Raw genomic sequence first — 20,041 nt, 5'->3', positions numbered from 1 at the left:
CACGAGGAAGAGCGAGCGCGTCGCCGCCGAGTGCGCTGCGAGCAGAAGCGTTCGTCAAAAGCTCGAACCAGCGACCACAGCCCCCGCACGCGCCGCGCGGGGCAGTATCGAGAGCTCAATCCGTGCGCGTCACGATTCGTTTTTTCGTCGACTGCAAGGTTGATTCAATGCGGCCAGCGGCGGTGTTCATCGTCGATGACGTACGCGTGCGAATGGCGTGTCCCAGCCGGAACGGCATCGCTGACATGAGGATGGTCCGCATCCAGGTCCTGATGCGAGTGTTCGAGCTCCACAGGGTCCGAATGCGGCCACAACCGGGTCGCGACGATCGCGGAAACTCCGCCGAGCGCGGCGAGTGCGAGGAAACTGATGTTGAGCCCTGCTTTCGCGCCCAGCCATCCGGCCATCGGGTATGTCACCAGCCAGCAGCTGTGCGACAAAGCAAATTGGGCCGCGAAGAGGGCCGGCCGATCTTCCGGAGTCGACGAGCGGCGCAACAAGCGACCCGAAGGGGTCTGCACCATCGAATAACCCACCCCCAGGAAAAACCACAGCGCCAGCAGACTGGCCAGCTGCGCCGTCGCCAGGGGGCCGAGTGCTAAGCCGGCGACCAACATGGCTGCGCCGGCCAGCATCACACTGCGATCTGCCAGACGCTTCAGTAGTTTCGGCAGGCTAAATGCCACCACCATCGAGCCTGCGCCGAACGCAGCCAAGGCCATCGCCGTCGCGTTTTGAGAGAGCTTCAGCTGCCCTTGAACCAGCACGACGGTGTTGACAATGACCATGGCACTGGCCGCCGCCACCGTGAGGTTCAGCGCGAGCAGGCCGCGCAGCCGCGGTGTCGCCAGATAGATCCGCGTGCCGCGTGTGGTGCGCTCGTAAATGCCGCGTTTCGGTGGCGCCTTGGCCTTGGGCAGTACAGCCGAGACCACCAGCAGCGCCGAGCCGATGAAGCCGACCACCGTGCCGTAAAACAGGCTGTGAAAACTAGTCACGGTCAGCAACGCCGCCGCCAGGGCCGGGCTGATCAGGCTTTCCATGTCGTAGGCCAAGCGCGACAGGGATAGTGCCTTGGTGTACTCCTCTTCCGCCGGCAGCACGTCCGGGATCGTGGCCTGGAAGGTCGGGGTGAAACCTGCGGAGGCCGACTGCAGCAAGAAGATCAAGACATAGATCTGCCAGATCTGGGTGATGAACGGCAGCGACAAGGCCACGCCCGCGCGCACCAGATCGAGGGCTACGAGCATGACCCGGCGGGGTAGGCGTTCTGCGAAAGCGGCCGCGATCGGGGCGACGCCGATGTACGCCACCATCTTGATCGCAAGCGCGGTGCCCAGCACGGCGCCGGCATCGGCCCCGGCGATGTCGTACGCCAGCAATCCGAGCGCGACGGTGGCCAAGCCTGTCCCTAGCAGCGCGATGACCTGCGCGAAGAACAGGTGCCGGTAGGTGCGATTGCGCAGAACATCAAGCATGGCGTCTCGCCATTCCGGCTACGGCGCGGACGCCGGATTTAGTCGGTGCATCTCTGGGCAGGGCCTGACCGGCGCAATCAAACACTTTCACGTAGACCAGATCGCCAACCGTGAGGGTGGAGTCCTTCGGGACGGCGACTGTCTGCATTCTCGCCTTGCCCATCTCGATGTACCGAATTCGCGCGAATCGGGCTGCCTGCGCCGCCTCGACCTTGCAGCGCTGGGCGTACCTGGCTCTCATCTGATCATCCTCTCCCACCGCATCCACCGAACCCTTGCGCCAGCCCGCGTCCCACGGATAGCGTCCCTCGTAGACAGAGTTGCTTGCACATCCAGAAATGAAACCCGCTGTCAACAGTGCAGCCAACTTCATCGGGGAATAGTCCATCTCAATTCTCCTTTCGCTCAATGCGAGGTGCCGTTGTCAAAAAATGCGTACACACTCAGTCTTCCTGCATGCCCCAGATGAGATGCGCGTCGACCAGCAGCCGATACCGCGCCTTCAACGCATCGACGCGGGCCTGCGTGGCACCCAGGGCGGCGTCCAGCAACTGGCGGCGCGCGAGTAGCACACCCTGCAGGTCGACCTCCCCCAGCGTGTAGGCGCGTTGTGTCAGCTGGGCGTTCTCCTGGGCCGCGGTGCGTGCCTGCTCGGCGAACTTCCAGCGCTCCAGGCTGCCGCGGGCATCGGTCAGGCTCTCGGCAATTTCGGATTCGAGCTCGCGCAAGGCGCGCTCCACGGCCGCGCGGGCCACATCGACCTGCGCCAGCGCTTCGCGCGATTGCGCAGTGCGATAGGTGCCGCCCAGTGGGATGCTCAAGGTCAACCCCACAATGCGCTCCGCCCCGCCGGCTTCCGAAGTGGCGTGTACTCCTAGGGTCGGGTCCGCCAGCCGGTCAGCGCCCGCCCGGGCGGCGGTCAATTCCGCCTGTTGAAGTTCAACCTTCGCAATGCGCAGGTCACGGCTTACGGCCAGGATCCGCTCGCGCCACTGAGCGCCGTCGGGCACCATGGCGACGGGCTCGCCAAGCGTGGCGATCTGACCAGACAGGGGAAGTGGCGCAAAGCGTGCGCGCAGCTTCGCGCGGGCCTTCGCTTCCTCGTTGGCGGCACCGGCAAGCTGGCGCTGCACCTCGGCGAGATCGGCACGGGCGGCGTTCTGTTCCAGCATCGAGGCGTCGCCCGCCCGGCGGCGGGCGCCAGCGGCGTTGAAATTGGTCTGCGCGAAACCGAGTTGCTCGCTCCAGAGCTGCCCTGTGCGATCGGCTGCGAGCACGTTCAACCAAAGATCAAGAAGTTCCCGCGCGGCTTCGTGTCGCGCTTCGCCCAACCGGGATTCGGCCAGCCGAAGCTGCGTCTCACCGAGCTGCCGATCCAGCGCCGCCTTGCCGCCGATCCGCACTGCTCGCTCCAATCCGATTGACCACTCGTTCGCATCCTGCGCGCCGGTCCTGTAGCGGCGTCGCTGCGTGGAAGCGCTCGCCGTCCATTCATACGGACCGGCCCGGAGCATGTCGGCTCGGTGCCGCGCCGCCTCCAAGGAGCTGCGGGCCTGGACCACGCGGGGGTCTGCGTCGATCAGCGCCATGGCCCGGTCGTTGGAGGGCAGGTCCGCCGGCGCCGCCTGCGATGTGAAGGTCACAGGCGGGACACCCGCAGCTTCCGCAGCATGCGCCGGCGCCATCCAGGCGCTGACCGCGATCGCCGCACCCACAACAGTCATCCGTCCTCTCATGCCATCTCTCCCTCGGTTGTGAGCGCGCTGGCCCAGTAGCGCAGGCCCGTACAGCGAAATTCCGCGCGCAGGCGCTCCAACAGTGGATTCATTCCTTCCTCCGTCACCAGGATCTGGACCTGCACCGCGGCGCTTCGGCCGAGCACCTGTTCGACGCTGCTCAAACGGCCATGCGACGTCCCATGGCTGAATGTGGGTACGCTGGTGAAAACCTCGTCGCCCACCATTTCCAGCAGGACGTCCAGTAGTTTTTCTTCGACCGACGGCGCGGCCAGCAGGGTCAGGCACACCTTGGGAATCACGCTAGACATGGCTCAACTCCTTGGCGCTTGCGGCCGGCTTCGCGTGGGCGAATCGCAGGTAAAGCAGGGGCAACAGGATCAGGGTCAGCGCCGTGGCCGTGATCAATCCGCCGATGACCACGATGGCCAGCGGGCGCTGGATCTCGGAGCCCGGACCGGTGGCGAACAACAGCGGAACCAGGCCGAACGCGGTGATCGAGGCCGTCATGAGCACCGGCCGCAGGCGGCGCATCGCGCCTTGCCGGACCGACTCCACAAGAGACAAGCCTTCAGCATGCAGCTGGTTGAAATAGCTCACCAGCACCACACCGTTGAGCACGGCAATGCCAAGTAGCGCAATGAAACCGACCGAGGCCGGGACCGACAGGTACTCGCCGGAGACCCACAACGCCACGATCCCGCCCACCAACGCGAACGGAATGTTGCTCAACACCAATAGCGCCTGGCGGACCGATCCGAAGGTCGAGAACAGGATCAGGAAGATCACCCCGAGCGACAGAGGAACGACCAGGCCGAGACGCGCCGCCGCCCGCTGCTGGTTTTCGAACTGGCCACCCCAGGCGATGCGGTAGCCAGTAGGCAGCTTCACCGCTTCGCCCACCTTGGCCCTGGCCTCATCAACGAAACCGACCAGGTCGCGGCCTGTCACGTTGGCGATCACCACGCTGTAGCGGCTGCCCATCTCCCGGTCGATCTTTACCGGCCCACTATCGCGCGTGAGCTGCGCGAGCTCCTGCAGCGGAACGCTCTGGCCGTCGGGCGCCATCAGGCGCATCGCGGAGAATTCGGAGGGCGAAATCTTCACGCTGTCCGGACCGCGCAGCACGATGGGGATGCGGCGGTTGCCGTCGATCACGGTGCCGGCGCGCTGGCCCTCAATCTGTACACGCAACGCGTCCTGCACGTCTTCCACCGACAGGCCGTAGCGTCCCGCCGCAAGACGGTCCACCGCGACGCGTAGGTACTGCACGCCATCGTTCTCGACGGTGTACACGTCCTGATTGCCCGGAACCTGTTTGATCAACGCTTCGATTTGCGTGGCCAGCTCGTTGAGCTTGTCGAGCTCGGGACCAAACACTTTGATCGCCACGTCTCCGCGCACGCCGATGATCATCTCTGAGACCCGCATGTCGATCGGCTGGGTGAAGCTGTACTTCACGCCCGGCATGTCATCGAGCACCTTGCGGATCTTGTCGATCAGGGCCTCCTTGTCCGCAAGCTGCCAGTCCTCGCGCGGTTTGAGCACGAGGAAGGTGTCGGTCTGGTTCAGGCCCATGGGGTCGAGTCCGATCTCGTCGGAGCCGGCGCGCGCCACCACGCCGGTGATCTCGGGGATATTGCGCATCAGTGCCTGATGGATCTTCAGATCCAGCGCCGCGGTTTCCTCCAGGCTCACCGAAGGCAGCTTCTCGATGCCGACGATGATGTCGCCCTCGTCCATGGTCGGCATGAAGGTCTTGCCCACCAGGGTGTAGACGACGGCAGCGACGACAAGTATCGCCGCGGCCACGCCGTACACGACCTTCTCGCGGCGCATGGCGAACGAAAGTGCGGGTTCGTAGGCCCGCAGCAGTTTGCGCGGCAGCCACGGGTCCTCGTGGGCCACCTTCTTCAACAGGAAGGACGAGAGCACCGGGATCACCGTCAAGGACAGCAGCAGCGAGCTGGCCAGCGCGAAGACGATGGTCATCGCCACCGGCACGAAGAACTTGCCCTCCAGGTCCTGCAGCGTCAGCAGTGGCAGAAACACCACCACGATGATGAGGATGCCCGCTGCCACCGGCGCGGCCACCTCGCGCACCGCGCGAAACACCACATGCAGCTTGGGCAGCTTCCCTTTGGAGCGGTCATGGCCCAGGTGCTGCACGATGTTCTCCACCACGACGACCGCCGCATCGACCAGCATGCCAAGCGCGATCGCCAGGCCGCCCAGGCTCATCAGGTTGGCCGACATGCCAGCCATGCGCATCAGCAGAAAAGTCGCAAGTGCCGCAAGCGGCAGCACCGCGGCCACCGTCACAGCTGCGCGCACATTGCCGAGAAACGCTCCGAGCAGCACCAGCACCACGAGGGTCGCTTCGAGCAAGGCCTTCGAAACCGTGCCAACGGCTTTCTTCACCAGGTCCGCGCGGTTGTAGAAAACCTTGATCTCCACGCCTTTAGGCAAGGTCGGCTTGATCTCTTCGAGCTTGCGCGTGACGCCCTCGACCACACGCTGTGCGTTGGCGCCGGCGAGGCCCAACACCAGGCCCTCGACGGCTTCGGCCTTCCCATCCTGGGTGACGACACCGTAGCGCGTCAGGCTGCCGTCACGCACGACTGCGACATCCCCCAGCCGCACGCTGGCGCCGTTGCCGCGCTTGACGACGATGGCGCGCAGGTCATCCTGGCTCTTGATGCTGCCTTCGCTGCGCACCAGCAGGACCTCGTCGCCTTCGCCCAGGCGCCCCGCTCCGTCGTTGCGGTTGTTGGCTTCAATGGCCGCTTTCAGCTGCGCCGTGGACAGCCCGACGGCTGCCAGTTTGGTCGGGTCGGCCACTACTTCGAAGCTTCGTACCTTGCCGCCAAGCGCATTGACGTCGGCCACGCCGGGCACCGAGCGCAAGGCTGGACGGATCACCCAGTCCAGCAGGGTACGGCGATCTTCCAGCGACATCGCCGGCGCCTCGATCGTGAACATGAACATCTCACCCAGCGGCGTCGTGATGGGCGCCATCCCGCCGCTGATGCCCTGGGGCAGGTCGGCCGCGATGTTGCTCAGGCGCTCACCGACCTGTTGGCGCGCCCAGAAGATGTCGGTCCCGTCCTGGAAATCCACCGTCACGTCGACCAGGCCGTACTTGGAGACTGAGCGCAGCATCCGCTGGTTCGGAATGCCCAGCATCTCGACTTCGATGGGAACCGCGATGCGGCTCTCGACTTCCTCGGGCGTCATGCCGGGCGCCTTCATGATGATCTTGACCTGGGTGCTCGAGACGTCCGGGAAGGCATCGATTGGCAGGTTGGTGAAGGCGTACCAGCCGGCGCCGGCGAGCAGTGCGCCGGCCAGAAGCACGAACAGGCGCTGAGCGAGTGCGAATTGCACGAGGCGCGTGAGCATTAGTTGCTCCCACCCTTGCCCTGCCAGGCCGACTTCAGGGCGATCACCGAAGTCGCTGCGATCTCCTGGCCGGCCTGCAGATCGCCGGCCACCCGCAAGGTCTGGCCCGCACTCGCCAGGACCGTGACGGGCATGGCCACGAAGCCCTTGGGCGTACGTACGAAGACAAATGCCTTGTCGTTCTGGCGAACCACCGAGGCCAACGGTACCGTCCAGCCTTTGGCCGCGGCCATGGGGAGGCGCACCTGGACGAACTCGCCGGGACGCAGGAGCTGCGCGCCACGCGTGACCTCGGCTCGCAACGTCACTGTTTGGCTGTCGCTCACCGTAGCCCCCAGGCTTTGACCTGCTGCGACGCTCTCCCGTCCGACGACGGTCATCGGCAATCCCTTGACCGATGCGATCCCACCTTGCCAATCGACGGGGACCTGAACGTCCAGCCACAGTCGGCTCGCGTCCGCGATGCGCACCAGAGCATCGGCGGGCTGGACGCGCTGGCCGGGCTTGACGGCCAACTGGGACACCTGCCCCGCAGAACGCGCCCGCAGGACGAGGACACTGTCCACCGTGCCACCATCAGCAACGCGGCGAATCGTGGCGTTGTCCATTCCCGCCAGCCGCAGGGCCGCCTCGCTCTGATGCTGGCGAGCCTGGTGTTGCGCGGTGGCGGCTTCGGCTTCCTGAACACGCCGCTGCGCAATGATTCCCTCGGCGAAGAGCTGGCGTTCCCGCTGAAGTGTCTTGCCCGAAAGGCGGTTCTGCGAGGCTGCTTCCATCAGCTTGAGTTGCAGCTCCCCCAGCTCAGGGCTGGCCAGACGAGCCAGCGGCTGGCCAGCCCGCACCGGGTCGTTTTCGGCGACCAGCAATTGGTCGATAACGCCGGCCAACGGCGCGCTCACCACCTGCTCCTGGCGCGGCGGCAGCATGACGCGCGCCGGATAGGTCGGGCCCTCCGTCCCGCCGCCCGGTTCCAGCCGCTGCAGCTGCACCCCCAGGGATTGCATCTGCGCGGGAGTTACCGCAAATTCATCGGCGGCCTGAGCGGGCGGCAAGGCCTGGCTCGCAGCAACCAGAGCGAAAGCGCAGCGCCATAGCGCGCGCCAGGAAAGACGGACATGCATTCGAAAGCTCCACAAAGGGCACGCATTGCGCACAGGCAACGCGGCCGGACCAAACCGGGGGCGAGGTTCAGGTGTGGAGAGGGGGAGCGCGGCCGGCGGGCGGCAAACTTCGGTGAACGAAATGTGGTCGCGCAAGCGCGGCGATGCCCGCGCCGTGTGCTCCTGACCGCACGGGCTCTTCCGGAGCGGCAATCCGGCCAGACGCCAAGCTGTGGTCAGCGTCATCGCCCAGGGCAATCGGACTCAGGTCCAGTTGGGGGCGCACAGCGAGCACGGAATGCGAGGCCCGCAGATCGTGATCGTCGTGTTCCAGGTGGGCCACCACGGACGCGTGTGCGTCGTGCGCGGGCGCGCTCAGCCATTGCGCGTCAACCCCTGAGTCGTGCCGGTGGTGATGCAGCGGCGAGCTGACTTGGTCCCAGACCAACACCAGAACGAACATCCAGCGCAGAAGCCAAAGCGCCCGCGCGGCCACTGCAGCGGGCTGTCTGGCTTGGATGGCGCTAGCGGGCATTGGTCCGGTCAGGAGGCAGCCGTCACAGGCCTGAGCCGGTCACGGAACTGCGGATGAGTCGCGTGGATGGTGGAGATGTCATCACTGGAGTTGCCTATCCTACCCGGGAAGTACTCGGCATTTGAGCCGGCGTGGACCGCAGCTGAAATTCAGGACGCGCCGCAATCGACCGCAAGACTTCGCTTCAAGCAAAGCTGCCCAGCCAATTCCGATATGAGCGCCCTCAAGAAAGAGGGGGAAAGCTCCGACGCTCTCTCTGGACGCCGGAACCCCTTTACCAAGGCCCTGAAGTTACTTGGCCGGTTTGATCTCGGTCACCACGAACGCGCCGGCCACCGACTCGGCGCGGAATTCGATCTTGTCCCCCGCCTGGATATTCTTCAACAGATCAGGCTTGCCCGCCTTGAACACCATCGTCATGGCGGGCATGTCGAGGTTGGCGATGGCTTCATGCTTGATCGTCAGCTTGCCTTGCTCGACGTCGACCTTGCGGACCTCGCCTGAGGTCAGCTTTGCCGCTGTGGCCGTCGAAGCAGACGCGCTGGCCTGCGTGTCAGCAGCGGCCGTCGCCACACCGGAGGCGACCGAGAAGACCGCGGCTGCGAACAGCGCGGGTGCGAATGGGAATTGACGGAATGACATCATTCAAAGTCCTTTAACATCGATTGCAAGAGCTGCCCAAGAGGACAGCGGGACGCAATAGCTGCATCACGGTTCCTACTTTAGTGGGCGCTACACAACCGCGCGCTGACCCCCAGATTACAAAACCGTTATCTTGGACTGAGAACGAAATTGAAAATTTTGGTCATCGAGGATGAACCCAAGGCTGCCGACTACCTGCGGCAGGGCCTCGCCGAAAGTGGCTACGCGGTTGAGGTTGCCCACAATGGCACGGATGGGCTGCACGCGGCGGCGAATGGTGACCATGACCTGATCGTGCTGGACGTCATGCTGCCGGGCATTGACGGCTTTGCGGTGCTTTCCGCCCTGCGTACATCCAGGGAGGTCCCCGTCTTGATGCTCACGGCAAGGGGGAAAACGGACGACAAGGTACGCGGCTTCGACCTCGGGGCCGACGACTACCTCGTCAAGCCTTTCCAGTTTCCGGAGCTGCTGGCCCGCGTCAAGGCATTGCTCAAGCGCGGGCAGCCAGCGGCTGTCGACCCGGTTTTGCGGGTGGAAGACCTTGAGATTGATCCCGTGCGGCACCGGGCCACCCGCGCCGGCCAACGCATCGATCTGTCAGCCAAGGAATTCTCCCTGCTTACGCTTCTGGTGCAGAAAACCGGCGAAGTCCTGTCCAGAACCCAGATCGCGTCCCTGGTCTGGGACATCCACTTCGACTCCGACACCAACGTCGTCGAAGTTGCCATCCGGCGGCTGCGTGCCAAGATCGATGATCCGTTCGAGGAGAAACTGATCCACACGGTGCGCGGGGTCGGGTACGTACTGGAGCGGCGGGGGTGACCGTTTGAGTCAGAGACCCTCGCTCGCCCCATTTCGTCAGGCCTCGTTGGCACTGCGGATCGCGCTGGCCAGCGCCCTGTTCGGTTTGGTTGTGGTGGGCGGGGCGATCGTGGTCGGATACGTCGCGCTCTCGCAGCAGCTGGACGCGCGGTCGTCGGCCGAACTACGGGGGAAGAGGGACCTGCTGCTGCACGTCCTGTCCGAAATCCCGTCGCCTGCCGCGATCCGGGACAACCGCCACCGGTTCGGTGACCTGCTGATCGGGCACGACGAACTGCACCTGATGCTGATCGATCCTGCGGCCGGCACAACGCTGGCCTTCTCCGAAACTGCGCGGCTATCGCTGGCTGCCCTGGAGTCCACGCCCGACGACGCCAACTCGATGCTGTCGTGGACGGCTCTCGCCGGATCACGCCTCAACGCGATCAGGGGCATGGGCCGGGTCGCGAACGGGCAGTCGATTCGCTACTACATCTCCCTCGACAGGCGCCATGACAGCCGGCTACTGGCCGGGTTCATCAACGCGACCTTGATCGGTCTGCCCTTGCTGCTGATCGTAATTGCGCTTGGTGCTTGGTTAATTGCGAGGACCAGCCTGGCGCCCTTGCGCCGCTTCCATCGGCTCGCGGCCTCGATCGGAGCGCAGACGCTCAGCCAACGCGTGTCCACAGCCGGCCTCCCGGCGGAGTTGGTTGATCTGGCCAACGAACTCAACGCGATGCTGGAACGCATCGATACCGGGTATCGCCGTCTCCAGGAATTCTCCGGGGATCTGGCCCATGAGATGCGGACCCCCGTCGCGACTTTGCTTGGCCGCACACAGGTCGCGTTGTCCCATACACGCACGGTCGCCGATCTCCAGCAAGTTCTGGAGGGCAACGTCGATGAGCTGGAACGCCTGTCACGGCTCATCTCCGACATGTTGTTCATTGCCAGAGCAGACGGCCAGGAAAACCCGATGCAGCTGGAAACCATCGACCTCGGGTACGAGGCGAGCAAGATCGCTGACTACCTGTCGCTGGTGGCAGAAGACCGCGGTGTTTCCGTTGAGGTCGCCGGCACTGCCCCGGTCAGCGCGGATCGCAACCTTGTTGAGCGCGCGATAACGAACCTGGTCAGCAACGCCATCCGACACGCCCGTGCCGGCTCAGTGATTCACGTTAGCGTCAAATGCGAGGCGGAGCGAACTCTGCTTGTCGTGACAAATCTCGGTGAAGGCATTGCTCGGGCCCATCTGGAACGCGTCTTCGACCGCTTCTATCGCGTCGATTCGGGTCGGGCCCGGACCGACGGAGGAACCGGACTCGGCTTGGCCATCGTGCGCTCGATCATGACCGCGCACGGCGGACACGTGACGGCTCAGAGCGAGCCAGGCGGGGAGACAATCTTCAAACTGGAATTCCCCTCGATCCCCACCGACGCAGCCTGAAGAGCGCCGCTCACTCCACCCGCCTGATCGAGGTGTACTGGCCCACCGTGGTCAGGCCCACCGTGACAGGCTCCTTGCCTCGATTCTTCCAGTACCAACCGTGTTGGCCTTTGAATGCGGCCTCGAGAATTCCTTCGTCCTTTAGCGCCTCCTGCCCTTTCTTGTAGCTGACGGAAAACTTCACCTCGGACCCTTCGCCGTGGGCATCGAAGGTGACCGCACCGCCGCTGGCCACCCACCGGTATTTCACCGTCGCGCCCTTCTCCATCTGCATCTTGACCTCGACGCCTTCGCCAGGCATCAGCTTCACAGACGTCTGGTCGGTCCGGCGATCCTGCGTCGCCGCAGCAACGGACGAAGCGGGCGCTGCTGAGGCACCCGCTGGCGACGTAGGTGGGACGGTGCTGGCGCTCGCCTGCGCGGCCATCTTGATCTCCCCCATCGACTTGAGCCCCAGGACCCGCCCGATGCCTGTCGGGTCGATCCCGTATTCCGCCGGCATGACGACGGTCACAAGCAGGGCCACCGCGACAAGCAATGCGATGACGGTTGACCGAAGAAGCCTGGAGGCGCTGGGCAGCTCGGACATTGGAGGGACTTCACTGTTGTACATGCGTTACCTTTCAGGCGCCTTGACCGGAGACGAACCAGCCGGTCAGCTGGTAGCCCATGAGCAGGAAACCGGCGCTCATGAGCGCCACGTTGGCGGTGTAGGCATGACGGGAAAAGCCTTCGGTGCGTCTCCACAAGCCCATCGCAATCAGGATGGCACTCAGCGCGAGCAGCTGCCCCAGTTCGACTCCAACATTGAAGGCCACCAGGTTGGCAAGGAGGCCATCGCGTGCAAGTTCAAGCTCCTGGATCTTGGTGGCAAGGCCGAAGCCATGAAACAAGCCGAAGATGAGTGTTGCGGCTTTGGTGTCGGGTTGGACCCCGAACCAACGTTGAAATGCGCCGAGGTTGTCCAGAGCCTTGTAGACCACCGACAGTCCAATGATCGCATCGATCAGGTAGGCACTGACACCGATGTTGAAGTACACACCGATCAGCAAGGTGGCCGAATGTCCCAATGCGAACAGACTGACGTACAAGGCGATATGGCGCAGCCGGTAAAGGAAGAAGACGACGCCGAACAGGAAGAGCAGATGATCGTAGCCAGTGACCATGTGCTTGGCGCCCAGGTAGACGAACGGGATGACGTGAACCCCGCTGATCTCCTGGATGTAGCCCTTGTCTCCGCTGGCAACCCCATGCGCGAGCGCGGTCGCGCAAGCAACGAGAGCCAGGCACCCGGCCAGAAGCCGTGCCAGCCAGGTGCATGCCACTGAAACGCTTGGGACTGCCGACACGGGTCTGCTACTTCTTCATCATGTCCATCGAATGTCCCTGCTTCGCCAGGAACTTGTCGAGCTGCGCAATCTCCTTCTTCTGGTCGGAGATGATCTTGCGGGCCATTTTCTTCATCTCCGGATCCTTCCCGTCCTTGAGCTCGGCCTCGGACATCTGGATCGCGCCTTGGTGGTGGATGCGCATCATCATCGCGAAGTCGACGTCCGGCTTGCCCGTCATGGACATGCCCGCCATCTTCTCGTTGCTCTCCTTCATCATCGCCTTCATGTCCATGCCGCCAGAGGGCATTGGTGCAGCGCTCGCAGCGGTGCTGTGTCCGCCGGCGTGAGCGGGCTTGCTCGGCTGCGCCTGAACGGCCGTTTGCAATAAGCCGGCGGTCAGGGCGACCACCGCTGCGGCCGTGGCCATGATGTGCATGCGTTGTTGGGTCATTTCGGTTTTCCTGGTGTGTGTTGGTTGTTCGGGACTTCTAGGCCATCGCCGCCATCTTGCGGCACTCCTGGGCGCACTGATGACAGGCCTTCGCGCACTGCTGGCAATGCTCCATGTCGTGCTGGGCGCACTCGTCGCCGCACGATTGGCAGATATCGGCGCACAAGCCGCAGATGGCCTTCGCATGTTCGCTGCCACGCGCCATCGCCGCAGCGGCCAGCTGGCAGATCGCGGCGCAATCCGTGTCGAGCGCGATGCAGCGCGCCATCATCTTCACATCCTGCTCCTGTAGGCAGGATGCGGCGCAATGATTGCACGCGACGGCGCATGCGTGACAGGCTTCGATGCACGAGAGGTGCTTTTGGTGGGGCATGATTTTCTCCAAGAAAGGTTAGACCGCCGTAAAGCGGCTTGCGCGGCACGGCGCCGCGACTGTTCCAGCGCCACTTGGCGCTGACTGCTGCCCCAACTCCCTTCGAACGAAGGCGCCCCTGACGGGCGTTCGTCACTCACTCGTCGCCAAGTCCCCGCGGCGTTGTCACCGTCTTCGAGACTTGCGTGTGCGAAGTCCGCGCTGCTTGGGGCGTCCCAAGCTGCGGCGCTTGTCGCGCCAGAAAAGAAACCCTGTCAGAGCCACCAGGCAAAGCGCTGTCAATCCGCCGCCCACCAAGATGATGCTCAACGTCTCACGCGAGGCGCTGGCAATCTTGAACATTTCGTGGGACATCGGCCGCGCTTTCTACTTGGCCGGCTGAAGCTCCGTCACAGTGAACTTGCCACCTTCCCCGGTGGCGGTGAAGCGAACCTTGTCGCCCACGTTGACCTTGTCCAGGAGCGCGGCATCGCTGACACCGAACACCATGGTCATGGGCGGCATGTCGAGGTTCTTGATCGCGCCGTGTTTCAACGTGATCTTCTTGCTGTCCTTGTCGACCTTTCGCACTTCGGCCTCGGTCATTTCGCCCGTCGCCGGCTTTGCTGCCGCGGCTGCGCCAGTTGCAGCGGCCTGCGCCAGAACCGTCAGCGGCAAAGCAGCAGCAGCGACGATGGCCGCGGCCAGCAGTGTGTGTTGGATGGCTTTCATGATTTGCTTCCTTCGTAGCGTTGATAAACCGTGGCGCCGCCGTCCTTGGTCAGCAGCATCACGCTGTAGGGATCCTTGCGGTTCCCGTAGAGGCCTCCATCCATGCCAGGAGACCCGACCGGCATGCCTGGCACGGCCAGTCCCAAGGCGGTCGGCTTCTCTTTGAGAAGTCGCTGAATCTCGTTGACCGGAACGTGACCTTCGATGGCATAGCCACCAATGAGGGCGGTGTGGCATGACCCGTACTTGCGGTCCACGCCCAGCCGCTCGCGGATGCGCTCGTTGCCGGTGTCGTTGACCTTGACCCTGAAGCCGCCGGCCTCCAGGTGTGCTATCCAGTCCTTGCAGCACCCGCAGTTCGGGTCTTTCCAGACCTCGGCGAAGAGGGACTTCGCCGAGGCTGGGGAACACACCGCGAGCAACATGGCGGCCGCGGTCAGTAGCGCTCGCCGGCTGACGGCGGGCTCAGTGCTCGTGACCAGTTCCATGTTCGTCACTTTCCCCCCGCAACCACCTTGATCTTGCCGACCATGCCGGCCTGGTAGTGACCCGCGATCAAGCAGGCGAAGTCGAAATCGCCGGGGCGATTGAAGTTCCAGATCATCTGGCCGGTCTTTCCCTGCGCCACGTGAGTCATGTAGGGCTCTTCGTGCTCCATGGTCGGAAACTTGACCATCAGAGCCGCGTGTTCCTCCAACACCTTCTTGGTACCGATGACCATCTCGTGCATCAACTTGCCGTTGTTCTTGATGACGAACTTGATCGTCTCGCCCTGTTTGACCTCGATCTTGTCAGGCGTGAAGCGCATGTTGTCGGTCATCGCGACCTCGATCGTGCGCTTCACGGCTTTCGCATCACCTGCGATGCCCCAGTCCTTCTGTTCCTTCTTGACCGGCCCGGCCTTCTTCTTGTGATCTTCGCCTTCGTGAGCCACGGCTCCCAGCGACACGCCCATCAGCGCTGCTGCCAGCAGTGCGTTCAGTAGTTTCATCTCAAATGTCCTTTCAATGACACGGTTGGCGGATTCGCCGGGTTAGTGGCCGGAGTGGCCGGACGAGGGTTTACGGATCTGGACTTCCACGTCTTTCCTTGAGCGGCCCTTGGGGGGCATTGAGCCGCTGCCTTCCGACTGGAAGCGCGCAGGATCGGGAAGTGCGCCTTTGAACTCATAGGCCACGGTGCCGGGCGGGTGCTTGAACCATCCGGTGTTCTTGTAGTCGCGAGGCTTCTGGTCGGCCCGGACCTTGACCACGGTGAACATGCCGCCCATTTCGACGGAACCGAACGGACCCTGTCCGCCCATCATGGGTTCGGTGTTGTCGGGCAAGGGCATCGTCATCTCCGCCATGTCGGCCATGCCGCGCTCCCCCATCACCATGTAATCCGGTACCAGGTTGGTGATGTCCTTGACCACCTTGCGGTGGTCCACACCGATCATGGTCGGCACGTCATGGCCCATCGCATTCATGGTGTGGTGGCTCTTGTGGCAATGGAACGCCCAATCGCCCTCCTCGTCGGCCAGGAACTCGATCTGGCGCATCTGGCCCACGGCCACGTCCGTCGTCACCTCGTACCAGCGTGTGCTCTTGGGCGTTGGGCCGCCATCGGTGCCGGTGACCAGGAACTCGTGCCCGTGCAGGTGGATGGGGTGGTTGGTCATCGTCAGGTTGCCGATGCGGATGCGCACCTTGTCGTTCTTGCGAACGTTCATCGAATCGATGCCCGGAAAGATGCGGCTGTTGAACGTCCACAGGTTGAAGTCCAGCATCGTCATGATCTTGGGCGTGTAGGCGCCCGGCTCCACGTCGTAGGCGTTGAGCAGGAAGACGAAATCGCGGTCCACCTCGTCGATGAGCGGATGCCTGGCTTTCGGGTGGGTCACCCAGAACCCCATCATCCCCATCGCCATCTGCGTCATTTCGTCCGCATGTGGGTGGTACATGAAGGTGCCGGGGCGCCGTGCCACGAACTCGTACACATAGGTCTTGCCCGGATCGATTGCTTTCTGGTTCAACCCCCCCACGCCATCCATGCCGTTTGGCAGCCGCTGGCCATGCCAGTGGATGCTGGTGTGCTCGGGCAGCTTGTTGGTGACGAATATCCGCACCCGATCCCCCTCGACCACCTCGATCGTGGGTCCCGGTGATTGGCCGTTGTATCCCCACAGGTGCGCCTTGAATCCAGGGGACATCTCGCGCACCACCGGCTCGGCGACCAGGTGAAATTCCTTGATGCCGTTGTTCATGCGCCAAGGCAGCGTCCAGCCGTTGAGCGTGACGATGGGGTTGTAGTGCCGCCCGGTGTTGGGCACCAGGGGCGGCATGGTGTCCGCTTTGGTCTGCAGCACCGGCTCGGGCAACGCCGCCATGGCGACTTTGCTGACCGAGGCTGCAGCGATGGCACCCGTGATCGCACCGGCGCCGGATAAAAAATTGCGTCTGCTAGTCATTGATTTGATTCCGTATGTGGTCCGCGGCGAGCCATCAATGGCCCGGCCCTTCCGAGCCGCCTGCGGTGCTGGCGGAGACTGGCGTCGCGCCCATGGCCACTGGCTTGCCGATGATCGAAGCGGCGAGTCCGGCGTCGGCCAGCCAGAACTGCTGCTGTGCATTGATGGCCTGCATGACGCTTGTGACCTGGTCCCGGCTGTCGGCCAGCAACTCGAAGACGCCAATCAACATGCCGTTGTAGCGAAGCACGTTCTCCTCGGCCATCACTTGGCGAAGCGGCACGATCTCGTCGCGGTAGTGCCTGGCCAGGTCGTAGGCGGTGCGGTAGGCCGAGTAGCTCTCTCGCAGTTGCGACGCCGCCGAGCGCACCACGGACTCATACCGATTGGCTGCTGCAAGGGACTGCGCGTTCATGCCGGCGCGCTGGGCCCCGCCCCAGTCGAAGATCGGAAGCCGGATCGCCAGCTCATAGCCCCTGCGATGGCTTTTCTCGCCGGAGTGGTTGTCAAAGACGGTGTCGCGGCGGACCCCAGCCTCGACGTCAAGCAGGCTGTTCAGGAGGGACAGGTTCTGCGATTTCCCGGCCACGTCAAGTTGCAGGCGGGCCAGCTGCACGTCGATCCGTTGCTGGAGCGCCGACGCGCTGACGTCGGCGGCCGCCTTGGGTTCCTTCGGCAGATCCGGCAGGCGATCCGGCAGCTTCAGCTGTATCGCCTGCGCGTCCGTCAAACCGAGCAGACGCACCAGTTCCTCACGCGCGGCCGTGACCGCATGCTGCGCCGAAGCCAGCTGCGCCGCTGCATCGGCATAGAAGACATGCTGGCGCATGCGCTGCAACTTGGTGAAGTTCCCCACCGCCTGCATGCGCTTGGCCAGCTCCGCGCTGGCTTGGGCCGACCGGTTGACCTGGTCGGCGTACTGCAGCAACTGGTGGGCGGCGACGGCCCGAACCCAGGCCTGCCTGACTTGGCTCACTTGCTCGACCACGGTGCCGCTCAGTTGGACCTTGGCTTGGGCGACCTGGTTGCGGGAAATCACCAGGCGCTGGGGGAGCGTGAGGAGGTCCAGCAGGCCGATGGACAGCAAGCGCCCCAGCTCCAGTTCGTCCCCAGCGCGGATGCGTTCGAACGTGAAGACGGGATTGCTGATTCGCCCCGCCTGGTTGGCGGCAGCCATGTCGGCCCAGCTCTGCGCCACCAGGGCTTGCATGGACGAACTGTTCGCCAGCGCCAGTTGCACGGCGTCGTCCATGGTCAAGGGCTTGGCCAACAGCCGTTCGCTGAGCTGGCCTCGCGACTGGCGCTGCTGCTCGGTTCGACTGAGCTCCAGCTTGCCCTGGGTGAAGTCCTGGGTCGATTGATTTGTTTCCTGCAGCGCCTGATCGATGTTGACGCTCGCGCATCCGGCCAGCAGGAGCACGGCCGCGCCCAAACCGGAGACTCGAAAGTTTCTGTGCATTTCTTTCGCCCTCTAGGGTTTGGTCTGGCTGGCGGCGGGCTTCGGCGCAGTTGCCGCGGGCGCGGTGTGGCCGGCATGCCCTTGCTCTGCCTGCCGTTCAGCCGCTTCTTTTGCATAGGCGCGCCAGCCGCCGATCTTGCCGACCGTGTCGTTGGCTTCTTTCCAAGGCACCATCTTCCCCTCGCTATAGGGCTGGTAGCCCTCCAGGGCCGATCGGTACTCGCCGGGCGCAGCCTGGGTTTGCGAAACGGGCGCGGAGGCGGCGGCACGCGCCGGGGGAGCTGCGGGAGTCTGGGCTACCGCTGCCAGCGTCAACAGACTCGCTGAGACTGCCAGCCACCGGGCCAGCATGGGTTGAAACATAGGAACCTCGCGTTGTTCATGGGGATGTACCGCCATCGCCGAAACGGCATGGCGGACGAACGAATGCACCCACGGCGCCAGTCAAGCTGGCGCTCCTGGATGCAATCAGGCGCGAGGTGGTTTGTCGGGGACCTGGGAAGGTCGGGCGTGAATCAGCACGAAGGGCTCGGCCAATTCAGCCTGAGGCACTGGCCCGAAGGCGACCAGTTCGTGGAATGCGGCGACCGCCACACTGTTGCAGCAGGAAGCGCAGACGCCGCACTTGCGCGACGCGTCCGTCAACTTCTTGCCTGTGTTGTCGTCGGCCTTCTTGGCCTCGACCTCGCCAGCATCCACGTGCTTCGTATGCTCATCGTGGTGCACTGCATCGGCGCGGTCCTGTCCGTGCCGTTCCTGCTGCGCGGCCACGGGGGCCGGACCATGGTTTGGCCCGCAGAACAGCATCGACGCGGCCGCCAGTCCCTGCAGGGGGATAGCGGCCATGATGAGCCAGGCGAGGAACAGACGGAAACGCGACATGGTCGGAGGATTCTACTGAGACTTGTCGGGCTTGTGGTCAGGGGACACGTTTGCGCACACTTGCTGCGGTCTTTCGGCGGCGACGACTAGCGCGCTTCCACCCAACCGATTTCCCCGGGGATGAACCGGATGCCGTCCGGCGTCACGGGGCTCTTCTGCCAAGCGCGCAGTTCCGCCTCGACCTGGTCCCTCGAGTTGCCCAATTTGGGGCCCTGGACCAGTGGGTACGTACCCGGATAGCCGCGACTGATCCAACTGAGCGTGCCGTCGCGCTGGGCGCCCATCACGTTCGTGCGCACTTGATCGCGAGTGAGGCCGCCGGCCTGGTGCAGCGGCAAGAAGGTCACGCCCTCCTCGGCGTTGCTGGGATGGTAAAGCTGGGTGGCGAACGACGTGGAGGCGACAGCACCCAGACTGACGGCGAACAGAACATGGCGGAATTTCATGATGGTCTCCTAAGACTCTGGCGGACCACAGTAGCCACTGCCAGGTGAGGCAACGGCGTTGCATCACGGAACAAAGTCTAGGAAGAACCAGCGCACGGCAACCCGACAGACACATTACAGATTGGTTATCCGTGCGCCTTGTCTTCATGGAGCTCCCCTGTCACGCACCTCATTCTGGATTCACGCCCGCCTTCTTTCGCTTGCGCCCACCGGTCGACCTCATTGCGCATGAAGCTGCGCAGCTCATCTCGGGTCGAGCCCTTCAGGTCGATGCCTATGGTGTTGAGGCGCTCGCGCGTGGCTGGGTGGTTCAGCGAGGACGGCTAGCGCCGCTTCCCGGGCGCGCCATCACAGGACTTCGCGCGAGCGTCGCCTACACGTCGTTCGACAGGCCGCTGGCAGGCTGAAGTTCGCCGCGTTCCGCCTTCGTTCGGAACGTCTCCGCAAGAAGTCCGCGGGACCGCTCATCCAGCGGCATCGGAGCGAATGCGCTCACAGTAGCCCGCCCAATATTCCCGATCGGCAGCTTCCCCGTGAGGTGCCCGATCGGGACCAAGGCCAGTCTGAACAGTTGCCCGACCACTTCGGGCCAGTCACCGTTTCTGGCCGCGAAGGCGAGCATCACACCATGACTGGCAAGGTGAAGGCCAAAATGGTGCTGCCCGACGATGTGCGCCGCGGTCAGGTATTCCCATCGCGCTTCGACACTTTCAGAGGTCCTGGCGTCGAACTCACGAATGAGTTGAAGATAAACATCCGTCGCCGCGGTTTTCTCAAGTTTCATGGTGCTTT

22 protein-coding genes are annotated in these 20,041 nt (G+C 63.9%); 2 read left to right on the top strand and 20 right to left on the bottom strand.

Annotated features, from left to right (window positions below):
- Positions 1–164 precede the first annotated feature (164 nt).
- From FN976_RS24070 to FN976_RS24040, 7 genes are all read right to left on the bottom strand, one after another.
- Positions 165–1,478, bottom strand: coding sequence for an MFS transporter (locus tag FN976_RS24070; protein ID WP_145895701.1), 1,314 nt, complete (start codon positions 1,476–1,478; stop codon positions 165–167).
- The gene (locus FN976_RS24065; RefSeq protein WP_145895699.1) at positions 1,471–1,866 is read right to left on the bottom strand and encodes a hypothetical protein; all 396 of its coding nucleotides are present in this window, start codon (positions 1,864–1,866) and stop codon (positions 1,471–1,473) included. The genes FN976_RS24070 and FN976_RS24065 overlap by 8 nt, the downstream gene beginning before the upstream one ends.
- A gap of 55 nt (positions 1,867–1,921) precedes the next feature.
- Positions 1,922–3,202 (bottom strand): TolC family protein, encoded by a 1,281-nt coding sequence (locus tag FN976_RS24060; protein ID WP_186511138.1) that lies wholly within the window; start codon positions 3,200–3,202, stop codon positions 1,922–1,924.
- A gap of 8 nt (positions 3,203–3,210) precedes the next feature.
- Complete coding sequence (locus FN976_RS24055) at positions 3,211–3,525, bottom strand: DUF3240 family protein (protein ID WP_255440797.1); 315 nt, start codon at positions 3,523–3,525, stop codon at positions 3,211–3,213.
- Positions 3,518–6,616, bottom strand: coding sequence for an efflux RND transporter permease subunit (locus FN976_RS24050; RefSeq protein WP_145895695.1), 3,099 nt, complete (start codon positions 6,614–6,616; stop codon positions 3,518–3,520). The genes FN976_RS24055 and FN976_RS24050 overlap by 8 nt, the downstream gene beginning before the upstream one ends.
- Positions 6,616–7,737 carry an efflux RND transporter periplasmic adaptor subunit gene (locus tag FN976_RS24045; RefSeq protein ID WP_186511136.1) on the bottom strand — a complete coding sequence of 374 codons (1,122 nt, stop codon included), beginning with the start codon at positions 7,735–7,737 and terminating at the stop codon, positions 6,616–6,618. Before FN976_RS24045 ends, FN976_RS24050 begins: the two co-directional genes overlap by 1 nt.
- A gap of 805 nt (positions 7,738–8,542) precedes the next feature.
- A complete protein-coding gene (locus FN976_RS24040; RefSeq protein ID WP_255440795.1) occupies positions 8,543–8,896 on the bottom strand; it encodes a copper-binding protein in 354 nt (117 codons plus the stop codon).
- Positions 8,897–9,043: 147 nt separating this feature from the next.
- Between FN976_RS24040 and FN976_RS24035 the strand changes: the two genes are divergently transcribed.
- Together FN976_RS24035 and FN976_RS24030 are read left to right on the top strand one after the other, a co-directional pair.
- Entirely contained in the window at positions 9,044–9,718 is a 675-nt protein-coding gene (locus FN976_RS24035; protein ID WP_145895692.1) for a heavy metal response regulator transcription factor, read from the top strand.
- Positions 9,719–9,764: 46 nt separating this feature from the next.
- Positions 9,765–11,147: a heavy metal sensor histidine kinase gene (locus tag FN976_RS24030; protein WP_255440793.1), complete on the top strand. Its 1,383-nt coding sequence runs from the start codon at positions 9,765–9,767 to the stop codon at positions 11,145–11,147.
- 10 nt (positions 11,148–11,157) lie between these two features.
- On the opposite strand, the gene FN976_RS24025 is transcribed toward FN976_RS24030, so the two are convergent.
- The 13 genes from FN976_RS24025 to FN976_RS23965 all read right to left on the bottom strand — a co-directional run bounded on the left by FN976_RS24025 (position 11,158) and on the right by FN976_RS23965 (position 20,033).
- Positions 11,158–11,736, bottom strand: a complete 579-nt coding sequence (locus FN976_RS24025; protein WP_255440791.1) for a transmembrane anchor protein — start codon at positions 11,734–11,736, stop codon at positions 11,158–11,160.
- Positions 11,737–11,770: 34 nt separating this feature from the next.
- Positions 11,771–12,496, bottom strand: a complete 726-nt coding sequence (locus tag FN976_RS24020) for a HupE/UreJ family protein (protein WP_145895687.1) — start codon at positions 12,494–12,496, stop codon at positions 11,771–11,773.
- Between the two features lie 7 nt (positions 12,497–12,503).
- The gene (locus tag FN976_RS24015) at positions 12,504–12,914 is read right to left on the bottom strand and encodes a DUF305 domain-containing protein (protein ID WP_349291411.1); all 411 of its coding nucleotides are present in this window, start codon (positions 12,912–12,914) and stop codon (positions 12,504–12,506) included.
- A 52-nt stretch (positions 12,915–12,966) separates the two neighbouring features.
- Entirely contained in the window at positions 12,967–13,302 is a 336-nt protein-coding gene (locus tag FN976_RS24010) for a four-helix bundle copper-binding protein (protein ID WP_145895876.1), read from the bottom strand.
- Between the two features lie 366 nt (positions 13,303–13,668).
- Entirely contained in the window at positions 13,669–14,013 is a 345-nt protein-coding gene (locus FN976_RS24005; protein ID WP_145895685.1) for a copper-binding protein, read from the bottom strand.
- Positions 14,010–14,501: a DUF411 domain-containing protein gene (locus FN976_RS24000; RefSeq protein ID WP_145895683.1), complete on the bottom strand. Its 492-nt coding sequence runs from the start codon at positions 14,499–14,501 to the stop codon at positions 14,010–14,012. Before FN976_RS24000 ends, FN976_RS24005 begins: the two co-directional genes overlap by 4 nt.
- Positions 14,502–14,506: 5 nt before the next feature.
- Positions 14,507–15,004, bottom strand: a complete 498-nt coding sequence (locus tag FN976_RS23995) for a cupredoxin domain-containing protein (protein ID WP_145895681.1) — start codon at positions 15,002–15,004, stop codon at positions 14,507–14,509.
- A 42-nt stretch (positions 15,005–15,046) separates the two neighbouring features.
- Complete coding sequence (locus tag FN976_RS23990; RefSeq protein ID WP_145895679.1) at positions 15,047–16,462, bottom strand: multicopper oxidase family protein; 1,416 nt, start codon at positions 16,460–16,462, stop codon at positions 15,047–15,049.
- A gap of 34 nt (positions 16,463–16,496) precedes the next feature.
- Complete coding sequence (locus tag FN976_RS23985) at positions 16,497–17,921, bottom strand: TolC family protein (RefSeq protein ID WP_145895677.1); 1,425 nt, start codon at positions 17,919–17,921, stop codon at positions 16,497–16,499.
- Between the two features lie 12 nt (positions 17,922–17,933).
- Positions 17,934–18,353, bottom strand: a complete 420-nt coding sequence (locus FN976_RS23980; RefSeq protein ID WP_145895675.1) for a hypothetical protein — start codon at positions 18,351–18,353, stop codon at positions 17,934–17,936.
- Positions 18,354–18,389: 36 nt separating this feature from the next.
- Positions 18,390–18,803 carry a hypothetical protein gene (locus tag FN976_RS23975; protein WP_145895673.1) on the bottom strand — a complete coding sequence of 138 codons (414 nt, stop codon included), beginning with the start codon at positions 18,801–18,803 and terminating at the stop codon, positions 18,390–18,392.
- 86 nt (positions 18,804–18,889) lie between these two features.
- Complete coding sequence (locus tag FN976_RS23970) at positions 18,890–19,249, bottom strand: DUF4148 domain-containing protein (RefSeq protein WP_145895671.1); 360 nt, start codon at positions 19,247–19,249, stop codon at positions 18,890–18,892.
- 373 nt (positions 19,250–19,622) lie between these two features.
- Entirely contained in the window at positions 19,623–20,033 is a 411-nt protein-coding gene (locus tag FN976_RS23965; RefSeq protein ID WP_145895669.1) for a DUF3703 domain-containing protein, read from the bottom strand.
- Positions 20,034–20,041: the final 8 nt, after the last annotated feature.

This window comes from Caenimonas sedimenti, assembly GCF_007833165.1.
GTDB lineage: Bacteria > Pseudomonadota > Gammaproteobacteria > Burkholderiales > Burkholderiaceae_C > Ramlibacter > Ramlibacter sedimenti.
The sequence above is the reverse complement of the archived record's forward strand: the minus strand, read 5'-3'. Positions and strand labels throughout refer to the sequence as shown.